Origin of the sequence: Shewanella waksmanii ATCC BAA-643, assembly GCF_000518805.1 — a bacterium.
In the GTDB taxonomy this organism is placed as follows: Bacteria; Pseudomonadota; Gammaproteobacteria; order Enterobacterales; family Shewanellaceae; genus Shewanella; species Shewanella waksmanii.
Genome location: NZ_JAEH01000012.1, coordinates 38,670 through 55,592 on the forward strand (window position 1 = coordinate 38,670; position 16,923 = coordinate 55,592).

14 protein-coding genes and 2 tRNA genes are annotated in these 16,923 nt (G+C 44.2%); 10 read left to right on the forward strand and 6 right to left on the reverse strand.

The features are described 5' to 3' along the window. Positions 1 to 130: 130 nt before the first annotated feature. Both L865_RS0107600 and L865_RS0107605 read left to right on the forward strand, forming a co-directional pair. Entirely contained in the window at positions 131 to 859 is a 729-nt protein-coding gene (locus L865_RS0107600; RefSeq protein ID WP_051484507.1) for a class I SAM-dependent methyltransferase, read from the forward strand. A gap of 8 nt (positions 860 to 867) precedes the next feature. After that, positions 868 to 1,770 (forward strand): LysR substrate-binding domain-containing protein, encoded by a 903-nt coding sequence (locus L865_RS0107605; RefSeq protein WP_028772687.1) that lies wholly within the window; start codon positions 868 to 870, stop codon positions 1,768 to 1,770. Here L865_RS0107605 and rnhA read toward each other — a convergent pair. Beyond that, the gene (gene rnhA, locus L865_RS0107610) at positions 1,763 to 2,248 is read right to left on the reverse strand and encodes a ribonuclease HI (protein ID WP_028772688.1); all 486 of its coding nucleotides are present in this window, start codon (positions 2,246 to 2,248) and stop codon (positions 1,763 to 1,765) included. The genes L865_RS0107605 and rnhA overlap by 8 nt on opposite strands. Positions 2,249 to 2,313: 65 nt before the next feature. Here rnhA and dnaQ point away from each other — a divergent pair, with 65 nt between their 5' ends. From dnaQ to L865_RS23345, 5 genes are all read left to right on the forward strand, one after another. Continuing rightward, positions 2,314 to 3,042: a DNA polymerase III subunit epsilon gene (dnaQ, locus tag L865_RS0107615; protein ID WP_028772689.1), complete on the forward strand. Its 729-nt coding sequence runs from the start codon at positions 2,314 to 2,316 to the stop codon at positions 3,040 to 3,042. 10 nt (positions 3,043 to 3,052) lie between these two features. After that, complete coding sequence (locus L865_RS0107620) at positions 3,053 to 4,369, forward strand: TIGR03503 family protein (RefSeq protein WP_028772690.1); 1,317 nt, start codon at positions 3,053 to 3,055, stop codon at positions 4,367 to 4,369. A 99-nt stretch (positions 4,370 to 4,468) separates the two neighbouring features. Beyond that, positions 4,469 to 4,545, forward strand: a tRNA-Asp gene (locus L865_RS0107625). A gap of 57 nt (positions 4,546 to 4,602) precedes the next feature. After that, positions 4,603 to 4,679 (forward strand) — tRNA-Asp (locus L865_RS0107630). A 629-nt stretch (positions 4,680 to 5,308) separates the two neighbouring features. Further along, the gene (locus L865_RS23345) at positions 5,309 to 7,150 is read left to right on the forward strand and encodes a cation:proton antiporter (protein ID WP_051484508.1); all 1,842 of its coding nucleotides are present in this window, start codon (positions 5,309 to 5,311) and stop codon (positions 7,148 to 7,150) included. Between the two features lie 198 nt (positions 7,151 to 7,348). Here the strand turns inward: L865_RS23345 and fadE are convergent, their stop codons facing one another. After that, positions 7,349 to 9,796: an acyl-CoA dehydrogenase FadE gene (fadE, locus tag L865_RS0107645; RefSeq protein WP_028772691.1), complete on the reverse strand. Its 2,448-nt coding sequence runs from the start codon at positions 9,794 to 9,796 to the stop codon at positions 7,349 to 7,351. Positions 9,797 to 10,043: 247 nt separating this feature from the next. Here fadE and L865_RS23350 point away from each other — a divergent pair, with 247 nt between their 5' ends. Then, positions 10,044 to 10,862 (forward strand): class II glutamine amidotransferase, encoded by an 819-nt coding sequence (locus L865_RS23350; RefSeq protein ID WP_051484509.1) that lies wholly within the window; start codon positions 10,044 to 10,046, stop codon positions 10,860 to 10,862. Here the strand turns inward: L865_RS23350 and L865_RS0107655 are convergent. Further along, a complete protein-coding gene (locus L865_RS0107655) occupies positions 10,828 to 11,724 on the reverse strand; it encodes a LysR family transcriptional regulator (protein ID WP_037470750.1) in 897 nt (298 codons plus the stop codon). The two genes, L865_RS23350 and L865_RS0107655, sit on opposite strands and share 35 nt — an antisense overlap. A 141-nt stretch (positions 11,725 to 11,865) precedes the next feature. Next, positions 11,866 to 12,765 carry a LysR family transcriptional regulator gene (locus L865_RS0107660; protein ID WP_028772693.1) on the reverse strand — a complete coding sequence of 300 codons (900 nt, stop codon included), beginning with the start codon at positions 12,763 to 12,765 and terminating at the stop codon, positions 11,866 to 11,868. A 303-nt stretch (positions 12,766 to 13,068) separates the two neighbouring features. Here L865_RS0107660 and L865_RS0107665 point away from each other — a divergent pair, with 303 nt between their 5' ends. Further along, complete coding sequence (locus tag L865_RS0107665) at positions 13,069 to 14,421, forward strand: serine hydrolase domain-containing protein (RefSeq protein WP_028772694.1); 1,353 nt, start codon at positions 13,069 to 13,071, stop codon at positions 14,419 to 14,421. Positions 14,422 to 14,532: 111 nt separating this feature from the next. On the opposite strand, the gene L865_RS0107670 is transcribed toward L865_RS0107665, so the two are convergent. After that, positions 14,533 to 15,051, reverse strand: a complete 519-nt coding sequence (locus L865_RS0107670) for a lactoylglutathione lyase family protein (RefSeq protein WP_028772695.1) — start codon at positions 15,049 to 15,051, stop codon at positions 14,533 to 14,535. Between the two features lie 682 nt (positions 15,052 to 15,733). Between L865_RS0107670 and L865_RS0107680 the strand changes: the two genes are divergently transcribed. Beyond that, a complete protein-coding gene (locus tag L865_RS0107680; protein WP_028772696.1) occupies positions 15,734 to 15,991 on the forward strand; it encodes a hypothetical protein in 258 nt (85 codons plus the stop codon). Between the two features lie 558 nt (positions 15,992 to 16,549). On the opposite strand, the gene L865_RS26120 is transcribed toward L865_RS0107680, so the two are convergent. Beyond that, positions 16,550 to 16,726, reverse strand: a complete 177-nt coding sequence (locus L865_RS26120; protein ID WP_084632490.1) for a phage integrase N-terminal SAM-like domain-containing protein — start codon at positions 16,724 to 16,726, stop codon at positions 16,550 to 16,552. Positions 16,727 to 16,923 lie beyond the last annotated feature (197 nt).

Genomic DNA, 16,923 nt, shown 5'->3' on the forward strand with positions numbered 1-16,923 from the left:
CGTGCCTTTATTTTAGCCATTAAGCTGATAATGCTCAGTTTACTGAGCAAAGCAGTTGCTTGTATAGGCTTTTAGATATTTAATGATTAAACTGCACGGGCAACGACAATCATAAACATAGGGGGCAGGGTTGACTTCAAGCGATACTCATCCGGCTATCTGTTGGCAAGATTTACCCAATGGTATTGTGATTCAAGAAGCGATTGAAGAGCGCTTAGCACCTTGGTGGCCAAAGGTATTTGGCTATCATATGTTAAGCCTTGGTCCATTAAGTCAGCAGCTTGACAAGCCTCAGCTGCCAATCGGCAAGGAATTTTCCTTAGCCCCTAAATCCTTGGTGTCTGTGGTGGGGGATTATCATCACCTGCCGGTACAATCGAGTAGTATTGATGCCATTGTCAGTAGCTTCCTATTAGAGTTTGATAATGATCCTTATCAATTGCTACGGGAATCCGATCGGGTATTAATTGCAGGGGGCTACCTGTTTATTGTCGGTTTTAATCCACTAAGCCCCGTATTTACTGGCAAGCTACTGCCGTCTTATCAAACAAAAGTACCTTGGTGTGGTCATTTTTTCCGTCCATCCAGGGTGAAAGATTGGCTCGGACTGCTCGGTTACCAAGTGTTAGCCGATGAACGTTTGCTCTATCATCATTTAATGAGCGATATTGTTGTCGACAGCATTTGGCAACATGCTTTACAGGCATGGTTACCTAGTAGTGGCTCGGTCTACATCATTGTTGCCCGCAAGATGGAAAGCCCATTAACCCCCATCCATGAAAAACAGAAAGTACGCCAGCCCAATTGGGCTACAGCGCCAAGTGCTGGCCGAAACAGTCATGCAAAATTAGATAACTGATCGTAACTATGCGTATAACCTTAAAGCAATTAGCTATTTTTGAAGCAATTGCCCGTACTGGGCAAGTGGCAAAAGCCGCTCAGCAGGTGAGCCTATCAGCGCCAGCCACTTCAATGGCACTGGCAGAATTAGAAAAGCAATTGGACGCGCGGTTATTTGAACGCATTGGCAACAAGTTGCGACTGAATGCCCAAGGAAGTTTGTTGTTGCCATTAGCCACCGAAGCTATTCAGAAAGTTGATCAGATTGAGCATCTATTTAGTGCACCTAATCAAAGCTTACATGGCACCTTAAATGTGGCGGCGAGCTCAACGATTGGCAATTTTTTGTTAGCCAAAAGCTCAGTCGCATTTTGTCAGCAACATGTTGGGGTAAAAGTTGATTTAAATATTGATAACACCCAAGCCGTGATTGACTCAGTATTAGAATTTGGTAGTGAAATTGGCTTTATTGAAGGTGATTGCGTAGATAGCCGCTTGAATGTGCACCCTTGGCACCAAGATAATTTACTAGTTTTCTGTCATCCTGCTCACCCTTTGGCTGGTAAAACCGTCGCCCCAGCAGACCTTAACGATCAATATTGGGTGATGCGAGAGTCGGGTTCGGGTACCCGAGAGTATTTTATTCGCAATGCCAATGCCTTAGGCATGCGCTTGCAAGAGCGGTTTAGTTTTTCGACGCCTGAGGCGATTAAACAAGCGGTTAAACAAGGGGCTGGCTTAGCAGTACTCTCAGAGCTTACGGTGCAAAAAGAGATAAGCCGCAAAGAGCTGTCACTCATTGAGGTTGAGGGGTTAGCGCTCAGCCGACAGTTTTATCAAATCCGCCACAAAAGTCGCCACCGCAGTGCGTTGTCTGATGCTTTTGTAGAATTTTGCCAACGCGCGAACCAGCGCAGTGAGACTAATTAGATTGGATTTGCTGCAAATATCCTTCGTCGGCTGTGTCGGGTTTAGCCTCAGCCGCTTGACGGGCTAGCGTGTCACAGCGTTCATTTTCTGTATGGCCTGAATGACCCTTAACCCAACGCCAATCAATCGTGTGGCCTTCAATGGCCTTATCTAGTCGTTTCCATAAATCGACATTTTTTACCGGTTGTTTTGTTGAGGTTATCCAGTTTTTCTTTTTCCAGCCATGGATCCATTGGGTAATACCTTGGCACATATATTGGCTATCACTGGTGAGGGTGATCTGACAGGGCTCATACAGGGCTTCCAAGGCGATTATCGGCGCCAGTAGCTCCATTCTGTTGTTGGTGGTGAGCGCAAATCCGGCGGCAATTTCTTTGGTGTGCTGCTTGTATTTCATCACCACGCCGTAGCCACCTGGACCGGAATTGCCAAGGCAGGAGCCATCAGTATAGATAGAGAGTTGTTTCAGTCCGCTCATCAAGTTGTTACCATAGTCAAATACAAGCAATACTGTTTATTCTCACTCAATAGCATAATGAAGTCATGAATTTAATCTCAAATGCAAAACGACAGGTTATTTTAGATACAGAAACCACGGGTATGAACCAAGGCGCAGGACCGGTTTTCCTAGGTCACCGAATTATTGAAATTGGTTGTGTTGAGGTGGTAAACCGCAAGCTTACGGGCAGGCATTATCATGAATACATTAACCCTCTGCAATTAATTGATGAAGAAGCGATTGAAGTTCACGGTATCACCAACGAATTTGTCGCTAGCAAGCCAAAGTTTAGTGAAATAGCGCAATCGTTTATTGAGTTCATTGACGGCGCTGAAATTGTGGCACATAACGCATCGTTCGATGTGAGCTTTATGGATCACGAGTTCTCGTTACTTAATCCTCAAGGTCCCAAAACCGATAGTATTTGTCAGATCCTCGATTCGTTAGATATTGCTAAGTTCTTACATCCCGGGCAAAAGAATAACCTTGATGCCTTGTGTAAGCGTTATGGTATTGATAACTCCCGTCGCGACCTTCACGGCGCATTACTCGATGCTGAGATTTTAGCCGACGTTTATCTGGTGATGACTGGGGGACAAACCAAGTTTGACCTTAGCAGTGAAAAGCCTGGACAAGAAGCTGGCGGCATTCAACGTTTAGATCCAAACCGTAGCGCCCTTAAAGTGATCGCGGCATCTGCCGATGAACTATTAAAGCACGAAGAAAGATTAGATTTAGTTGCTAAATCAGGGCAGTGCATCTGGCGAGGATAAACATTAATTTATGAAGAGATGGATAACGAGCATTGCATTCATTAGCGCGCTGTTGTGGCAGCCTGTCTTAGCGCAAAATGTGGTGCCGTCGCATCAGGCGAGTGAATTAAAAAACCGTTTTCGTATCGATCATATGGTCGACAGTGTCACGTTATTTATCCAACGCCAATATGGCAGTGCGCCTGTGGTTATCGTGTTGCCTGATGGCAGTAAGTGGTATGCCAACCGCCATCCAGAAGACGTACAGTGGGTTGATGGTATGACAGGTGATATTGTTACTATCAATAACCCCATGCCCGGACCTTGGCAACTGCTCGGTCGCGTTGTCGAAGGCTCTGAGATTCAAAAAGTGTCTGATCTCAGCATCAACGTCGAGGCCATTCCGCAGCCACTTTATCAAGGCGAGCGGGTTAAATTAACTGCGCAGCTAATGGCCGATGAGCAACGTATGCGTATGCCAGGGCTAGACTATTTAGTTGATTGGACAGCAAAATTTGTCAGTCAGCATTTACCTGGTGAAGAGAACTTTGCTGCCGGTACGATTGTGGTTGGCAGTTACAATGACAATGGCGAAAAGCTCGATGAAGCACCGGATGATGGCATTTTTACCGGTGATATCAATCTCAATCAGCCATGGGGTCATTACACGTTAGAGGTTAAGGCAACTAACAATCTATTCGAAAGGGTAGCCAAACAAGAGTTTGAACTGAAACCCATGCCAATCGAAATTGATGTTATTGAACCTGAAGACCCGCTTACGGGCCGCTGGGCGTTAGCCCTAAAAATTGATGACAGCCAATTACAGTTACAAGATACTTTTTTTGAGTTTGACTTGGTGGGCCCCGCAGGCTTGCAGTTGACACTTGATCATCGAGATATTGAAATCGCCGATAGTCAGTTTTTATTGCCACAGGTATCGGCTTTTGGCAGTTACCGGATTAAGAGCATTGCCGCGAGCACCACTAGCAGTGGGCGTGAGATTTACCTTAAACTCCCCGAACAGTTCTTCAATTTAGTTAGACCGCCCGATCCGCCGCCAACGGAAGAAGAGTTAGCAGCCATTGCCGCGATAAAAGCAGCGGCAGAGGAGAAAAAGGCCAAAGATGACGCGCTATTTTGGATTATCACCATCAATACTCTGTTAGTCATACTGGGTACGATAATCTTGCTAATTTGGCGTAAGCGTCAAAATTTGAAAGAAGCGTTAGCGGTAACCGCTGCGCGGCTTGAGCAAGAGCGAGCCAAAGAGATTGGTCCGGCGCTTGATGAAATTGACCTGACTATGCCAGAAGATTTACCGGACGAAAGTGGCAAAAAGCCAAGCTAAAGGCGAGATTTGATGATTTTTTAGCTGATTGAACAAAATCATGAAAAAAGTTATTGACGACCACCAGCGGCCTACGTATTATTCACCGCAACTTGATGTGGAGCGGTAGTTCAGTTGGTTAGAATACCGGCCTGTCACGCCGGGGGTCGCGGGTTCGAGTCCCGTCCGCTCCGCCACTCAAGTCAATAGATTTAGTTAGTTGATTAAGACGTTAATCGAGTAACAAAAGTTTAGGAGCGGTAGTTCAGTTGGTTAGAATACCGGCCTGTCACGCCGGGGGTCGCGGGTTCGAGTCCCGTCCGCTCCGCCAAACATTGAAGCCCTAGCATTAATGCTAGGGCTTTTTTGTTGCCGTTATTTCTGTCATGGCTATTTTTCTAAGTATGACTCAGCATAGCGCTAACTTTCATTAGTGATTGTTACCTAATTTTTTACTCTCCCTTAAGCTGCCGAATGCCGTATTCACTCATATAGCTAAGCATTTTTACTCGAATCTCCGTGTTTCATGCCAATAGCGACATCGCCAGTCATTCTTGTCAGCTTTTGTCAAAGCGGCTGTAATGGCTGGTTTGCGTGTTCTGCTGATTAATTGCCGTTATTGCTTGCGGGCGAGGATGGAGTTTGCGCGGTGGGAGCACTTGCCAATTTAATGGCCAATTTTACTTACCCGGTTTGTGATAAATCAGCTAAAGTTTATCTAGCACAAGGTGTTATACCAATCAGTATAAACATTTAGCCATTCGTCATTCTCGCGCGCTTTTGGCTATCTATTTCAGTGCTGAATAGCTTTATAAGGGAACAACCATTATTGCTGCTATTCGCCTTGAACTCGTTTGCCAAAAATCACGCTGAGTAGATAAAACTCTAATGCTGATTGGTATTGTTGCACTTTGGGCGTATTTTCTAAAACAGCACAAAGCAATATAGGGATATGAAGCTATGGTCGAACATTTGTCGGCAATGTTGGGTTTGTTGGGGGTGTTATCACTGCTCTGCCAATGGTTAGGGTGGAAGTTACGTTTACCCGCCATTTTGCCGCTACTGTTATGTGGTTTAATCCTCGGGCCGATGTTGGGCTTTCTTAACCCTGATGCCATATTTGGTGACTTGCTGTTTCCTATCATCTCACTTGGGGTGGCCATTATCCTGTTTGAAGGCGCGTTAACCCTTAACTTTAAAGAGATCCAAGAACACGGTCGTATGGTCATTAATTTGGTGACCTTTGGCACATTAATCACTTGGGCGATTATCAGCGCGGCTACCCATTGGATAATTGGCTTTAACTGGGAGCTATCGTTACTGTTTGGCTCGTTAGTGGTGGTGACCGGACCAACAGTTATCGTACCCATGTTACGCAGTATTCGGCCCAATGCGCGTATCGCTAATATTTTGCGCTGGGAAGGCATAGTGATTGATCCTATTGGTGCATTGCTTGCGGTATTAGTGTTTGAGTACATTGCAGTGGCAGCTGATCCTACTCAACATGTGCTACATGCGCTGGGCTATATGCTGGGAGCCGGTTTAGGGTTAGGGGCCTTAGCGGGATATTTAGTTGGGCAAATATTGCGCCGTGAATTACTACCCCACTATTTAAAAAATACCGCGGTTTTGACCATCATGCTGGGTGTTTTTGTTGGCTCAAATATTATTCAAGAAGAGTCGGGTTTGTTAACCGTGACCGTCATGGGGATTTGGCTTGCGAACATGAAAGGCGTGTTTGTTGATGACATTATTGAATTTAAAGAAACGCTTACGGTATTGCTTATCTCTGCATTGTTCATTCTACTGGCAGCAAGGTTAAATTCAGACGCGCTATTTAGTTTAGGTTGGGAAGGGTTGCTGTTATTGGCTGTGGTGATGTTTGTTGCTCGACCAGTTAGCGTTTGGCTATGCAGCCTTGGCAGCAACATTGCCAACCCAGATCGCTGGTTTTTAAGCTGGCTGGCACCGCGAGGTATTGTGGCAGCAGCAGTATCATCACTATTTGCTATTAAACTTGAGCGGTTAGGTACCCCTGATGCCGAGCTCATTGTGCCGCTAGTGTTTTTAATTATTATCGGCACAGTGGTGAGTCAAAGCCTGACTGCCGGCGCATGGGCGCGGTTTTTGGGCGTCGCTTCAGTTTCACCTCAGGGTTTTTTGATCTTTGGTGGCTCTAAGTTTGCTAGAGAAATCGCTAAGGTACTGATGAAACGTCAAATCAATGTCATTATTTCAGATAATAACTGGGATAATATTCGCCTCGCCAGAATGGATAATATCCCAGTGTACTTTGGTAATCCTACCTCTGAGCACGCGCAAAATCACATGGATATGACGGGGATTGGTCGATTACTGGTGTTGTCGCCGTACCGACAGTTTAATCCGTTGGTTTCGTATCACTATCAAGACTACTTCGGAAAAAATCGGGTATATGGGCTTAATAACAATGATGTCAGTAGCGCCCGGCACCAGCTATCAGAAGATTACCTGAAACGCTTGTGTTTGTTTGGTGACAATGTCTCTTACGCGCGCTTAGCAACCACTATGGCTAAGGGCGGGGTGATAAAAGTGACCAATATTACCGATAACTTTAGTTTGGCAGATTTGAAGCAGCGCTATGGTGAGGGCGCATTGCCGTTAATGTACCTTCAAGGCAAAAAAGTGCATGTGATAACTGACCAAACCAAAGAGGTACCTGCTGGTATTGAGCTGATATTCTTACTTACGGCAGAGGCGGTGACAAATGGTCAAGCACCGTCAGCAGAAGAATCTGGCGACCAAAGCGCAGCGATAAAATAGTTTATCAGGATAATTTGTTGCTGTTGATATGAGCGATTATTATGGGAGCGCTTTTGATATAAGCGCTTTTGATATAAGCGCTTGGGGTATAAGCGCTTCTGATAAAGCCAATTTGAGCGATTGATAAAATACAGTAGAAACAAAAAGGAGGCTGATGCCTCCTTTTTTTATCTTAAAGCCAAATTGGCTTGGTAGATATTATGCTGCTTGATGCTGAGAATCGCTGCTGGTGACTTCAGGACGAAGGGCTTCAGGTGCAAAGTCGTCAACATTGATAGACTTCATACGACCGATTTCAGCGCGTTTTAGTAGCTCAATCTCTTCTTGGCTGAGTACGCCCAATGCGTCACCTTGTTCGGCAACCTTATCTAACCACATAAAGGGTAGACGTTTGCCGGCGGCTTTACAGACTTTGTCGTGTAATGGTTCACAGGCCAAAATGTCTTTAAAGGTTTCTTCTTGAATCCCCACAGCATTGTTAGCACATGCCGTTAAGAATTGTCCTTTACCTAGGCGGTCACGGCTGGCACATGGTGTTTGCATGATCTTAGCTACTTTGTGGTCTAGTACATCACTAGGACGCTTGATAGGGCGACCAAATGGGAACATGATCACTCGTAGCACTTTGCCTAACCCAAGTGGGAAGTTATTAAGCAAGTCATCAAGAGAATCTTGTAGTTTGTACAAGGCATCTTCGACTGCCCATTGAACTAAGACTAAGTCTTCAGTTTGACGGCCTTCATCTTGGTAGCGTTTTAGCGTTGCTGAAGCTAAGTACAGTTGGCTAAGCAGATCGCCCAAACGTGCCGAGATACGCTCTTTACGTTTTAGTCCACCCCCTAAGGTTGCCATCGCCAGATCCGATAGTAGCGCCAAGTTAGCACTGAAACGATTCATATGTTGGTAGTAACGCTTAGTTTTATCGTTGTACGGACTATTCGATAAACGCGCAGAGGTTAAACCTAACCAAAAGCTCTTAACTAAGTTACTGATAGTAAACCCAATATGGCCAAATAACGCCGCATCAAAATCATTGAGCGCTTTGCGCTGATCAGGATCGAATGCCGACTCCATTTCAGCCAGTACATAGGGGTGACAACGAATAGCGCCTTGACCATAAATGATCATTGAACGGGTAAGAATGTTGGCGCCTTCAACCGTAATCGCAATCGGAGCAGCTTGATAACCTCGGCCTAAATAGTTGTTTTCGCCTAGACATACGCCTTTACCGCCGTGGATATCCATGGCATCGATAACGCATTTTTGCATTCTGTCAGTGAGGTGGTACTTCACAATCGCCGAGATAACCGAAGGCTTTTCACCTAGGTCGATGCCTGTGGTGGTTAGGGTATTAACGGCTTGCATGAGGTAAGCATTACCCCCGATGCGTGCCATTGGCTCTTCAATCCCTTCCAACTTACCAATAGGCAGTTTGAATTGGCGACGGATGCGTGAGTATGCACCTGTTGCTAGTGCTGCGGTTTTAATGCCGCCAGCAGAGTTTGAAGGTAAGGTAATACCGCGGCCTACTGATAGACACTCCACTAGCATGCGCCAACCTTGACCAGCCATTTCAGGGCCACCAATAATGAAGCTTAGTGGTACAAATACTTCGTTACCGCGTGTTGGACCATTTTGGAACATACAGTTAAGCGGGAAGTGACGACGACCAGTTTCAACACCCTCTAAATCGGTTGGGATTAGGGCGCAAGTAATACCTAAATCTTCGGTGTCGCCAAGTAACTTGTCAGGGTCTTGCAGTTTAAAGGCAAGGCCAAGTACGGTTGCGACAGGGGCAAGGGTAATATAACGCTTGTTCCAGGTTAGCTTCATACCAAGGACTTCTTCACCTTGCCACTGACCTTTACACACAACACCAAAATCTGGAATCGCACCGGCATCACTGCCAGCTTCTGGGCTGGTGAGTGCAAAACAAGGAACCTCTAGCCCTTTGGCAAGGCGGGGTAGGTAATGATCTTGCTGGGCAGGGGTACCATAGTGTTGTAATAGTTCGCCTGGGCCTAATGAGTTTGGTACACCCACAGTCGATGCCAACTCACTGCTCAAACCGGCTAATTTTTGTAGCACTTGAGATTGGGCATAGGCTGAAAATTCTAAACCGCCGTATTTCTTTTTGATGATCATGGCAAAGAAACCATGGTCTTTTAAATACTGCCAAACTTCTTCGGGTAGATCGGCTAGTTCATGGGAAACCTCGTGTTGGTTAACCATTTTACACACTTCTTCTACTGGGCCGTCGAGAAACGCTTGTTCTTCTGCGCTAAGGCGCGCTTGCGGATAGTTGTGCAGTTTTTTCCAGTTTGGATTACCGGCAAAAAGATCTGCTTCCCACCAAGTGGTACCCGCTTCAATAGCTTCTTTTTCTGTTGAAGACATTTCCGGCATGATGCCTTTGTACATTTTCAACAACGGGCGGGTGATAAAGTTCTTACGAATATTGCTAAGGTTTAACGGGATCGCCAATGCTAAAAATACCAGCCACAATAACGGTGATAAGGTATTGGTAAACGTGCCTGCAGCCAGTACTAAGGCGGTAATGATGCTTGATGTAAGTAAAGATACCCTTAGATAGGCGAGCGCACCTAACGTAAAGATAATGACAAATGTCCAAAGTAGGGTAGTCACGTTAATTCTCCTTTAATTGCAACCTTCACAGTACAAGCCATAAGACGCTTTTTTTGTTGACCCGTATCACGATTATAGTATGTGGTCTGACCTGTGTCGCATAAAATCTAACCCTATGACGGTTTTTATACAAGTCTTTTTTCAAACAAATGTTTAAATAATTTCTGTTGCTGCTTGTTCCACTCCCTAGGCCAACTAGGTAGAATAGCCCTATAAATAAAGGGTTAATTGTGAGGTGTTGTTTTATATGTGTGAACTGCTAGCCATGAGCGCCAATGTGCCAACCGACATCGTGTTTAGTTTTACCGGTTTGGCTGAACGCGGTGGCGTCACCGGTCCCCATGTTGATGGTTGGGGTATTACCTTTTATGAAGGCAAGGGCAGCCGTACCTTTAAAGATGCCCGTCCAAGCAGTGAGTCACATGTTGCCAGCTTAATTAAGTCGTACCCAATAAAGAGTGAAGTCGTGGTTAGCCATATCCGCCAAGCTAATCGTGGTGGCGTTTGTTTGGAAAACACTCACCCGTTTACCCGAGAGTTGTGGGGTAAGTACTGGACCTACGCGCATAATGGTCAGCTGAGTGACTATCAGCAAAAGTTTCAAGTATCACGCTATCAACCCGTTGGCGACACCGACAGTGAATTAGCCTTTTGCTGGATTTTACAAAAGGTCGTTGACCATTTTGGCGATGAAGAGCCTGAAGATTTAACTGTGGTTTATCGCTTTATTGCCACCTTAGCGGATGAAATCCGTGTGCTTGGGGTTTTCAATATGATTTTAACCGACGGCGACAACCTCATGAGTTACTGCAGCAACAACTTGTGTTACATCACGCGTCGGGCACCGTTTGGTAAAGCTAAACTTATTGATACCGACGTGGTGATCGACTTTGATAAAGAGACCACCCCAAACGATATTGTTACCGTTATTGCAACACGGCCGTTAACCGATAACGAAGACTGGCATATTTTAGCCCCAGGCGACTGGAAGCTGTTTCACAAAGGCGAGCGGGTGATCGACCATTTTGCCACTAACGTTGCGGCTGACACAGCTTCTCAAGAATAAGGCTTTTTATGGTTTCATAGCGTTTCGGTAACTGACGATAGCGCTGTGAAATCAGATATAACGGCTCTGTAACGGCGCGCTTTGTTTGGTGTACGTGTAACTTATCGTTTAATGGGAAATAAGCCACCGCGCTGTAGGGCAACACAGTAAAGCCGATACCGTGGGCAATGGGCAGCAATATTTGGCTTAGTTGATTAATGTAGCTGGCTGGGCGGATCTGATTAATCTGTATTTGATCCCAACCTGGCTCGTCACATTGGGCAAGATATAAAGATAAATAGTGCACAGCATCTGGGTGTTTAACCATCCCTAAGTCTAACAAGGTCTGCGCATTGATGGTTTGCGACTCGTAAGCCTTAGGTAAAACTAAGCACAAAGGTTCTTCGCCAATCACTTGGCTATTAAACAAATGACTATTAGGCAGGTGAGTCACCACGCCTAAGTCGATACGACCTTGTTGTACATCATGCAAAATCCTGTCATTGGGTGACACTTCAATATGAAACGACAGATCTGGGTACTGTTGTTGCAGCTCAATTAGCTTAGGGTAGGCACTCATGGCTAAAGAGCCTGAGCAGCTTAATGAACATAAGCCCGCATAGGCATCATCAAAACCTAAACTTTCTAACAGTTGCTTTTGATTATCTGCCACTTGCTGAGCATATTGGTAAACCAAGCGACCTTGTTCAGTCAGGTGAAACTGCTTATTGCTGCGCTTTATCAGATCGTAGCCGGTAGCTTGCTCTAGCTTTTTCACGTGTTGGCTAACACCAGGCTGTGTCATAAACAGCGCTTCGGCTGTTTTAGTGAAATGACCGATGTCGACTAAGGTTTTAAAGGTATGTAACCAGGCAGGATTCATTGGCAGTGGCTGAGTAGTTATCGATTACTGTTGATAATAACGAAAAATTATCTTTTTTGGTATTTGTAATAAATTACAAGCAAACATAGGTTTGTTGTCATTGTTGACCCAAGCGTAATTAGCATTCCATCAAAGCGTTAGCTAAGCAAAGCGGCTGCTAGCAAAAGTAGTGGCTGTTTCTCTGGCAATGGCGATTATTCGACTGCGGGTTTTATCGATTTCTGCATGCAGCGGGTAAAACAAAACCATCTCTTGTCTTAGATTAACTATGGTCTCCTTGATGTGTATTTTTCGCAGTTTTCCGGCCTCGACAAATTCTTGGGCATTCGCCGTGCTTAACAAGGTCCAGCCTTTTTTCTGAATTTTATGTAGCAACATGTCGTTGTTTGAGACCAGATGTTTGCGATTGCTAATATTGGCATAGCGCATCTCATTGAGTACCGAGTTTTCGGTGAGCAAAAAGTCCTCGGTAGTTAGCTCATTAAGATCAATTCCTTGTTGAGAGATCCCTGAGTTTACTGACGTATAGGCCGCATATTGATAGGTGCCTAAGTTGACGATGCCAACTTTTGTGTTGGGGAAGATTTTTCCTATCGTCGGCATGATAGAAAATAGCGCATTACCGGATTCGATATCTTTTAAACTGGCTGCGCGGTCTCTTTGTAACCAGTTTATTGAGATGTCAGGAAACTCACGTTCGATCGCATCATCGATATCTGATAATAGGCACAAAGGAATCAGATCATCGTGGTGCAACACAATAGACGTGATGGCAGTGGAGAAAGTGGACAAGGCAACATTATAAAACTCTTTTGACTGGCGAGTTAAATTGTCGGCCCTGGGATAGAGATGTATGCCGCTTTTAGTTGGCAGCACGGCTTTGCCTTGAGTTTCAAATAGTTCAAACCCCAAGGTATCTTCTAGCGCTTTTACTCTTTCACGAACCGTCGCTCTTGTTTTATGAGTTGCTCTAGCAGCTTTACTGTAGCTATTAAGCTCGTAAACCGCTTTAAAACAAGACAGTTGCTCCAAAGTGACCATCGATTGCCCTCAGTTTTATGTACGTGTAATCCATACATTATGTATTCGTGTGTATCTATTTTCAAATCTATTATGGTGCCAAGTTGATAGCCCGGTCCCGTTTGTCATCAAGCGCCTTTGATGAACAAGACTGAGCAGCGACGCAGCAGTGACTCAGTGTAGATGGCAATCAACCGAGACAATCAACATCAAATGACCAGATTTACGCTTTTATATGGTTTTTACATTAAGGGAAACTCTCACCGTTAGTGGTGGGGTTTAGGTTTTCCGTAAACAGAATGCAAAGTCAGTAAGGATTCAAATATGAAATTAACATCGCTCGCCATTATTATCTCACTATCAACATGCGCAGTACTTTCAGCATCGGCAAATGGCAATGACAATGCGAAAGCCATGTACTCAACCTCAACGGCTGCAAAAGATCAGGTGACACTTTCTAATTGGGCAGATGCAGAGTTCAATCACTGGTCATTTCAGAACATGGGGATCCACCCAACGCTAATGGTGCCTCGCGATGGTAACCTATCAGTGCTACCTGAAAATCTAGATCCCAAGATTGCCGCACTGAACTTTGAATATGCAGGTCAAAGTTTCTCGGTTAAACAAGCCATGATAAATGACCGAACTGATGGTTACGTGATTATTAAAGACGGTCAAATCGTTCATGAAGAGTACTTTGGTACATTTGGGCCTAAAGATCACCACATGTGGGCTTCAAGCACTAAATCACTCGTTGGTCAGGCGGTGGGTTTGCTGGTAGATCAGGGCAAGATAGACCCCAGTAAATCCGTTGAAAGCTATATCGAAGAACTAAAGGGCTCACATTTTGGTCAGCAGACGGTGAGAACCGTGATCAACATGACAAGCGCATTAGACTACAGTGAAGATTACGCCAATATTGCGCCTGGTACGATGCACTTTGAATACTTTCGCCGCTTAGGGTTGGTCCCAGCCTATGATCTAATGAAGCTTGATCCCACTAAGGATGATACTCCAAGAGGCTTATTGGCATTTGCGCCCGAGTTTAAGCAAAACTCAGACCTCGCAGTCAATCACAAATATGAATATCATTCGCCCAATGTAGATGTGGCCGGCTGGTTAGTCGCGCGGGTGTCAGGGCAGCCATTACAACAATTTATTGCCGAAAACATCTGGTACAAACTGGGGGTTGAGCACGATGCCACCTTTATGACAGATATGACATATACACCTGTGGCCACAGGTGGTTTTGCATCTACCTTGAGAGACTTTGCTAGAGTGGGTATCGCGATGGCTAACCACGGTAGCTACAATGGTCAGCAAGTATTTTCAAAAGCTTGGATAGATGACACTTTTAAGCTAACGGAAGAAGAGCGAGCCCATATGCAGCGTAGCATTTACAAGGATAAAGATTCAGGTGTTTATGACGAATGGCTAGAGGGATACAAAAACTATTTGTGGGTGCACGATAGTGACAAAGGGATCGCGACATTCCGCGGTGTGTTTGGCCAACACCTTTATATTAACCAAGAGCAGAATCTGGTTATCGCCACGTTTTCATCTGCAGAATCAGCATCAAACGCTGCACGGACAACCAATAAACCGCGCTTAGCGGCATTTGAGGCCATCGCTAACCATTACGAGCAACAACGCGCTCAAGCAAGCCAAAACAAGTAACAAACCGCAGCTATTAATAAGTCAGAATTAGTCACAAGTCAGAATTAGCAATAATAACCTGCCTACTTTTACAGTAGGCAAGTTGCTAGTATTATTGAGAGCAATTCTTAACTAATAGGCACCTGCCGCGTAGTGCAGCTCATAACTATGGCTGTAAATTTCTAAAATATTGCCAAAGGGGTCTTCCATGTAAATCATGCGATAGGGCTTTTCACCAGGGTAATAATAACGCGGTTGCTTCATACGTTTTTTACCACCCGCAGCGACGATTTTTTCCGCTAAACCCTCAACATCTGGGTCTTGCACGCAAAAGTGAAAAATACCTGTTTTCCAATATTCGAAATTGTCTTCAGGGTTTTGCTGATTTTTAAATTCAAATATCTCTACACCAATGCGATCGCCTGTTGATAAGTGGGCGATGCGAAAACGCTCCCAACCCGCGCCAAACACATCAGTGCACATTTCACCAATCGCTGAGTCATCTTCAACGATCTCGGTGGGCTGCATTATCAGGTACCAACCTAACACTTCAGTATAAAACTTTACCGCGGCTTCAAGATCGGGCACTGAAATGCCAATGTGACTAAACGAGCGCGGGTAGGTGTGATTAGTATTGGGTGGGGTGAGCATAGTTAAAACTCCTTGTCATTGCGGAACCCTAGCCTAGGAACCCTAACCTAGGAACCATTATCGAGAAACCGATAATTCCTTTTGCAGAATCATTGAGTATAGGTGGGTTTTTGCTTGTTGGTGCGGTAGTGCTCATTTGCATCTAATGCCGCTAAGGAAAGCCAAATGTTCGGTAAGCCTGATGGGGTTCTAGTTGCTATTGTTTTATTTTTGGCGAACTGGCACGGCTGTTTGTTTACACAGTGATAATGACTTGCTTGAATTTTATTTCATTTAGATGTCGTTATGTCTTTCCAAAACGCTCGGTTTCAGCGGTAAAACTATAGATTATTGATAATAATCAGTGTCTTGATGGTATGTCGTTTTTTCCATAACGAGAAAGACGGATAAGTAAATAAGTAAAGTGTCGTTATTATCCAGACTAAAGGGGGATTGCGGTAGCGATCTCACCCTGTTAAGTTGCTAATATTATTAAATTAAACGAAGCGTGAATGACGATTCAGGTGATTTCCGGTTTGGATGTTCCGAGGAATTCGCGGTAACAAGCTTAATCAAAAGGAGTTGTAGATGTTTAAAAAGGTATTTTTACTAATTTCAATATTGCTTTTAGCGTCATGCACCATAAATACAAACTTGGATGGTTCGCTAAAGTCTAACGCTGGAACAGAAATTCGTAGCAGTAGTGCACCAAGCTTATGGTGCTAACGAGATTTTTAGGTACGAAACAAGTTATCTTGGGGAAGTTGAAACTGATTTTTGTCAAAATGAAAAACTTGGTAAGTTACCACCTAAAAGTAGTCTTCAACGTATTTTAAAAGATAAAGCACAAAAGCTTGGTGGTAACGGTATAGTTTACGGACGCTGTAAAACTGGGCAATACTATAGAGGCTGCGATAAATATTTAAGCTGTGAAGGTTCGGTTTATTCAGTTAAGTTCTAAGCAGATAACAAGCAATTTAAGATAACAAATACTGTCTGGTTTTTGTCGCTGCGATCAAAATTCTAGCCAAACACCTTTTCCCCATTAATTGGGCGATAAATATTTATCTGAACAATCTAACAAATTTACAGAAATCAATATTAGAATAAATCGTGGTTAAATTTACAGAGTTAGGTCAATGCATCAAAATGCTAGTCGTTTCTAAAAGTGAATATTCTGAAACAGGCAGCTTTCGGCATTTTGATCAGATTTAAAATCCAGTTTAGGGTTATCCAAATTTTAAGAGGCTATTACTCTCGAGGTTGGTTAGTATTCCAGAACTAGAGCATGGTTTAAGTGCTTGTCTAGAGGTTGTAAATGGTTTATCAGATATGCTTGAACTATATACTCTTGGCGGCGAAAACTGTCTGGAAACGAGAGTGAATTTGGTTTTATGTAAGCTAGTATTTAACCAGTCACATCACCAGAAGGGATTTGGATAAATAATGGCTGGCTAACTTTCGCTAGTGAATTCAGTGCAACTTTCTGCGTAATCACTGCCACGTTTTGGCTATTAGCTTACCAATTCAGAAAATTTTTTACATCGACAGAACCAAGGTTTTCTGGATGTGCTTTTTTTAGGAAGAGTATGTATCGCCTGACCCAGTATAAGTACGCTTTTTCAGTACGTAGGCTGTAACCACGTATGCGAATGTCTTGCTGTATCGATTCTAAAACTGGGCTTGTCTGTTTCATATTCACAGCTGATAAAAGGCTGTATGTATACAAAATATTATCGTGTTTTCAAAAAATAGCGTCATGCATGGCAGAGCTATTCACGGTTTGCTATTGCACGGGGAAATAAGTTGCGTAAATTCAGCAATATGAAAGTGTGCAACCTTGAATTACCGAGATAATAGGCAAGCAAAGTGTGCATGCGCGTTTTTTCAGAT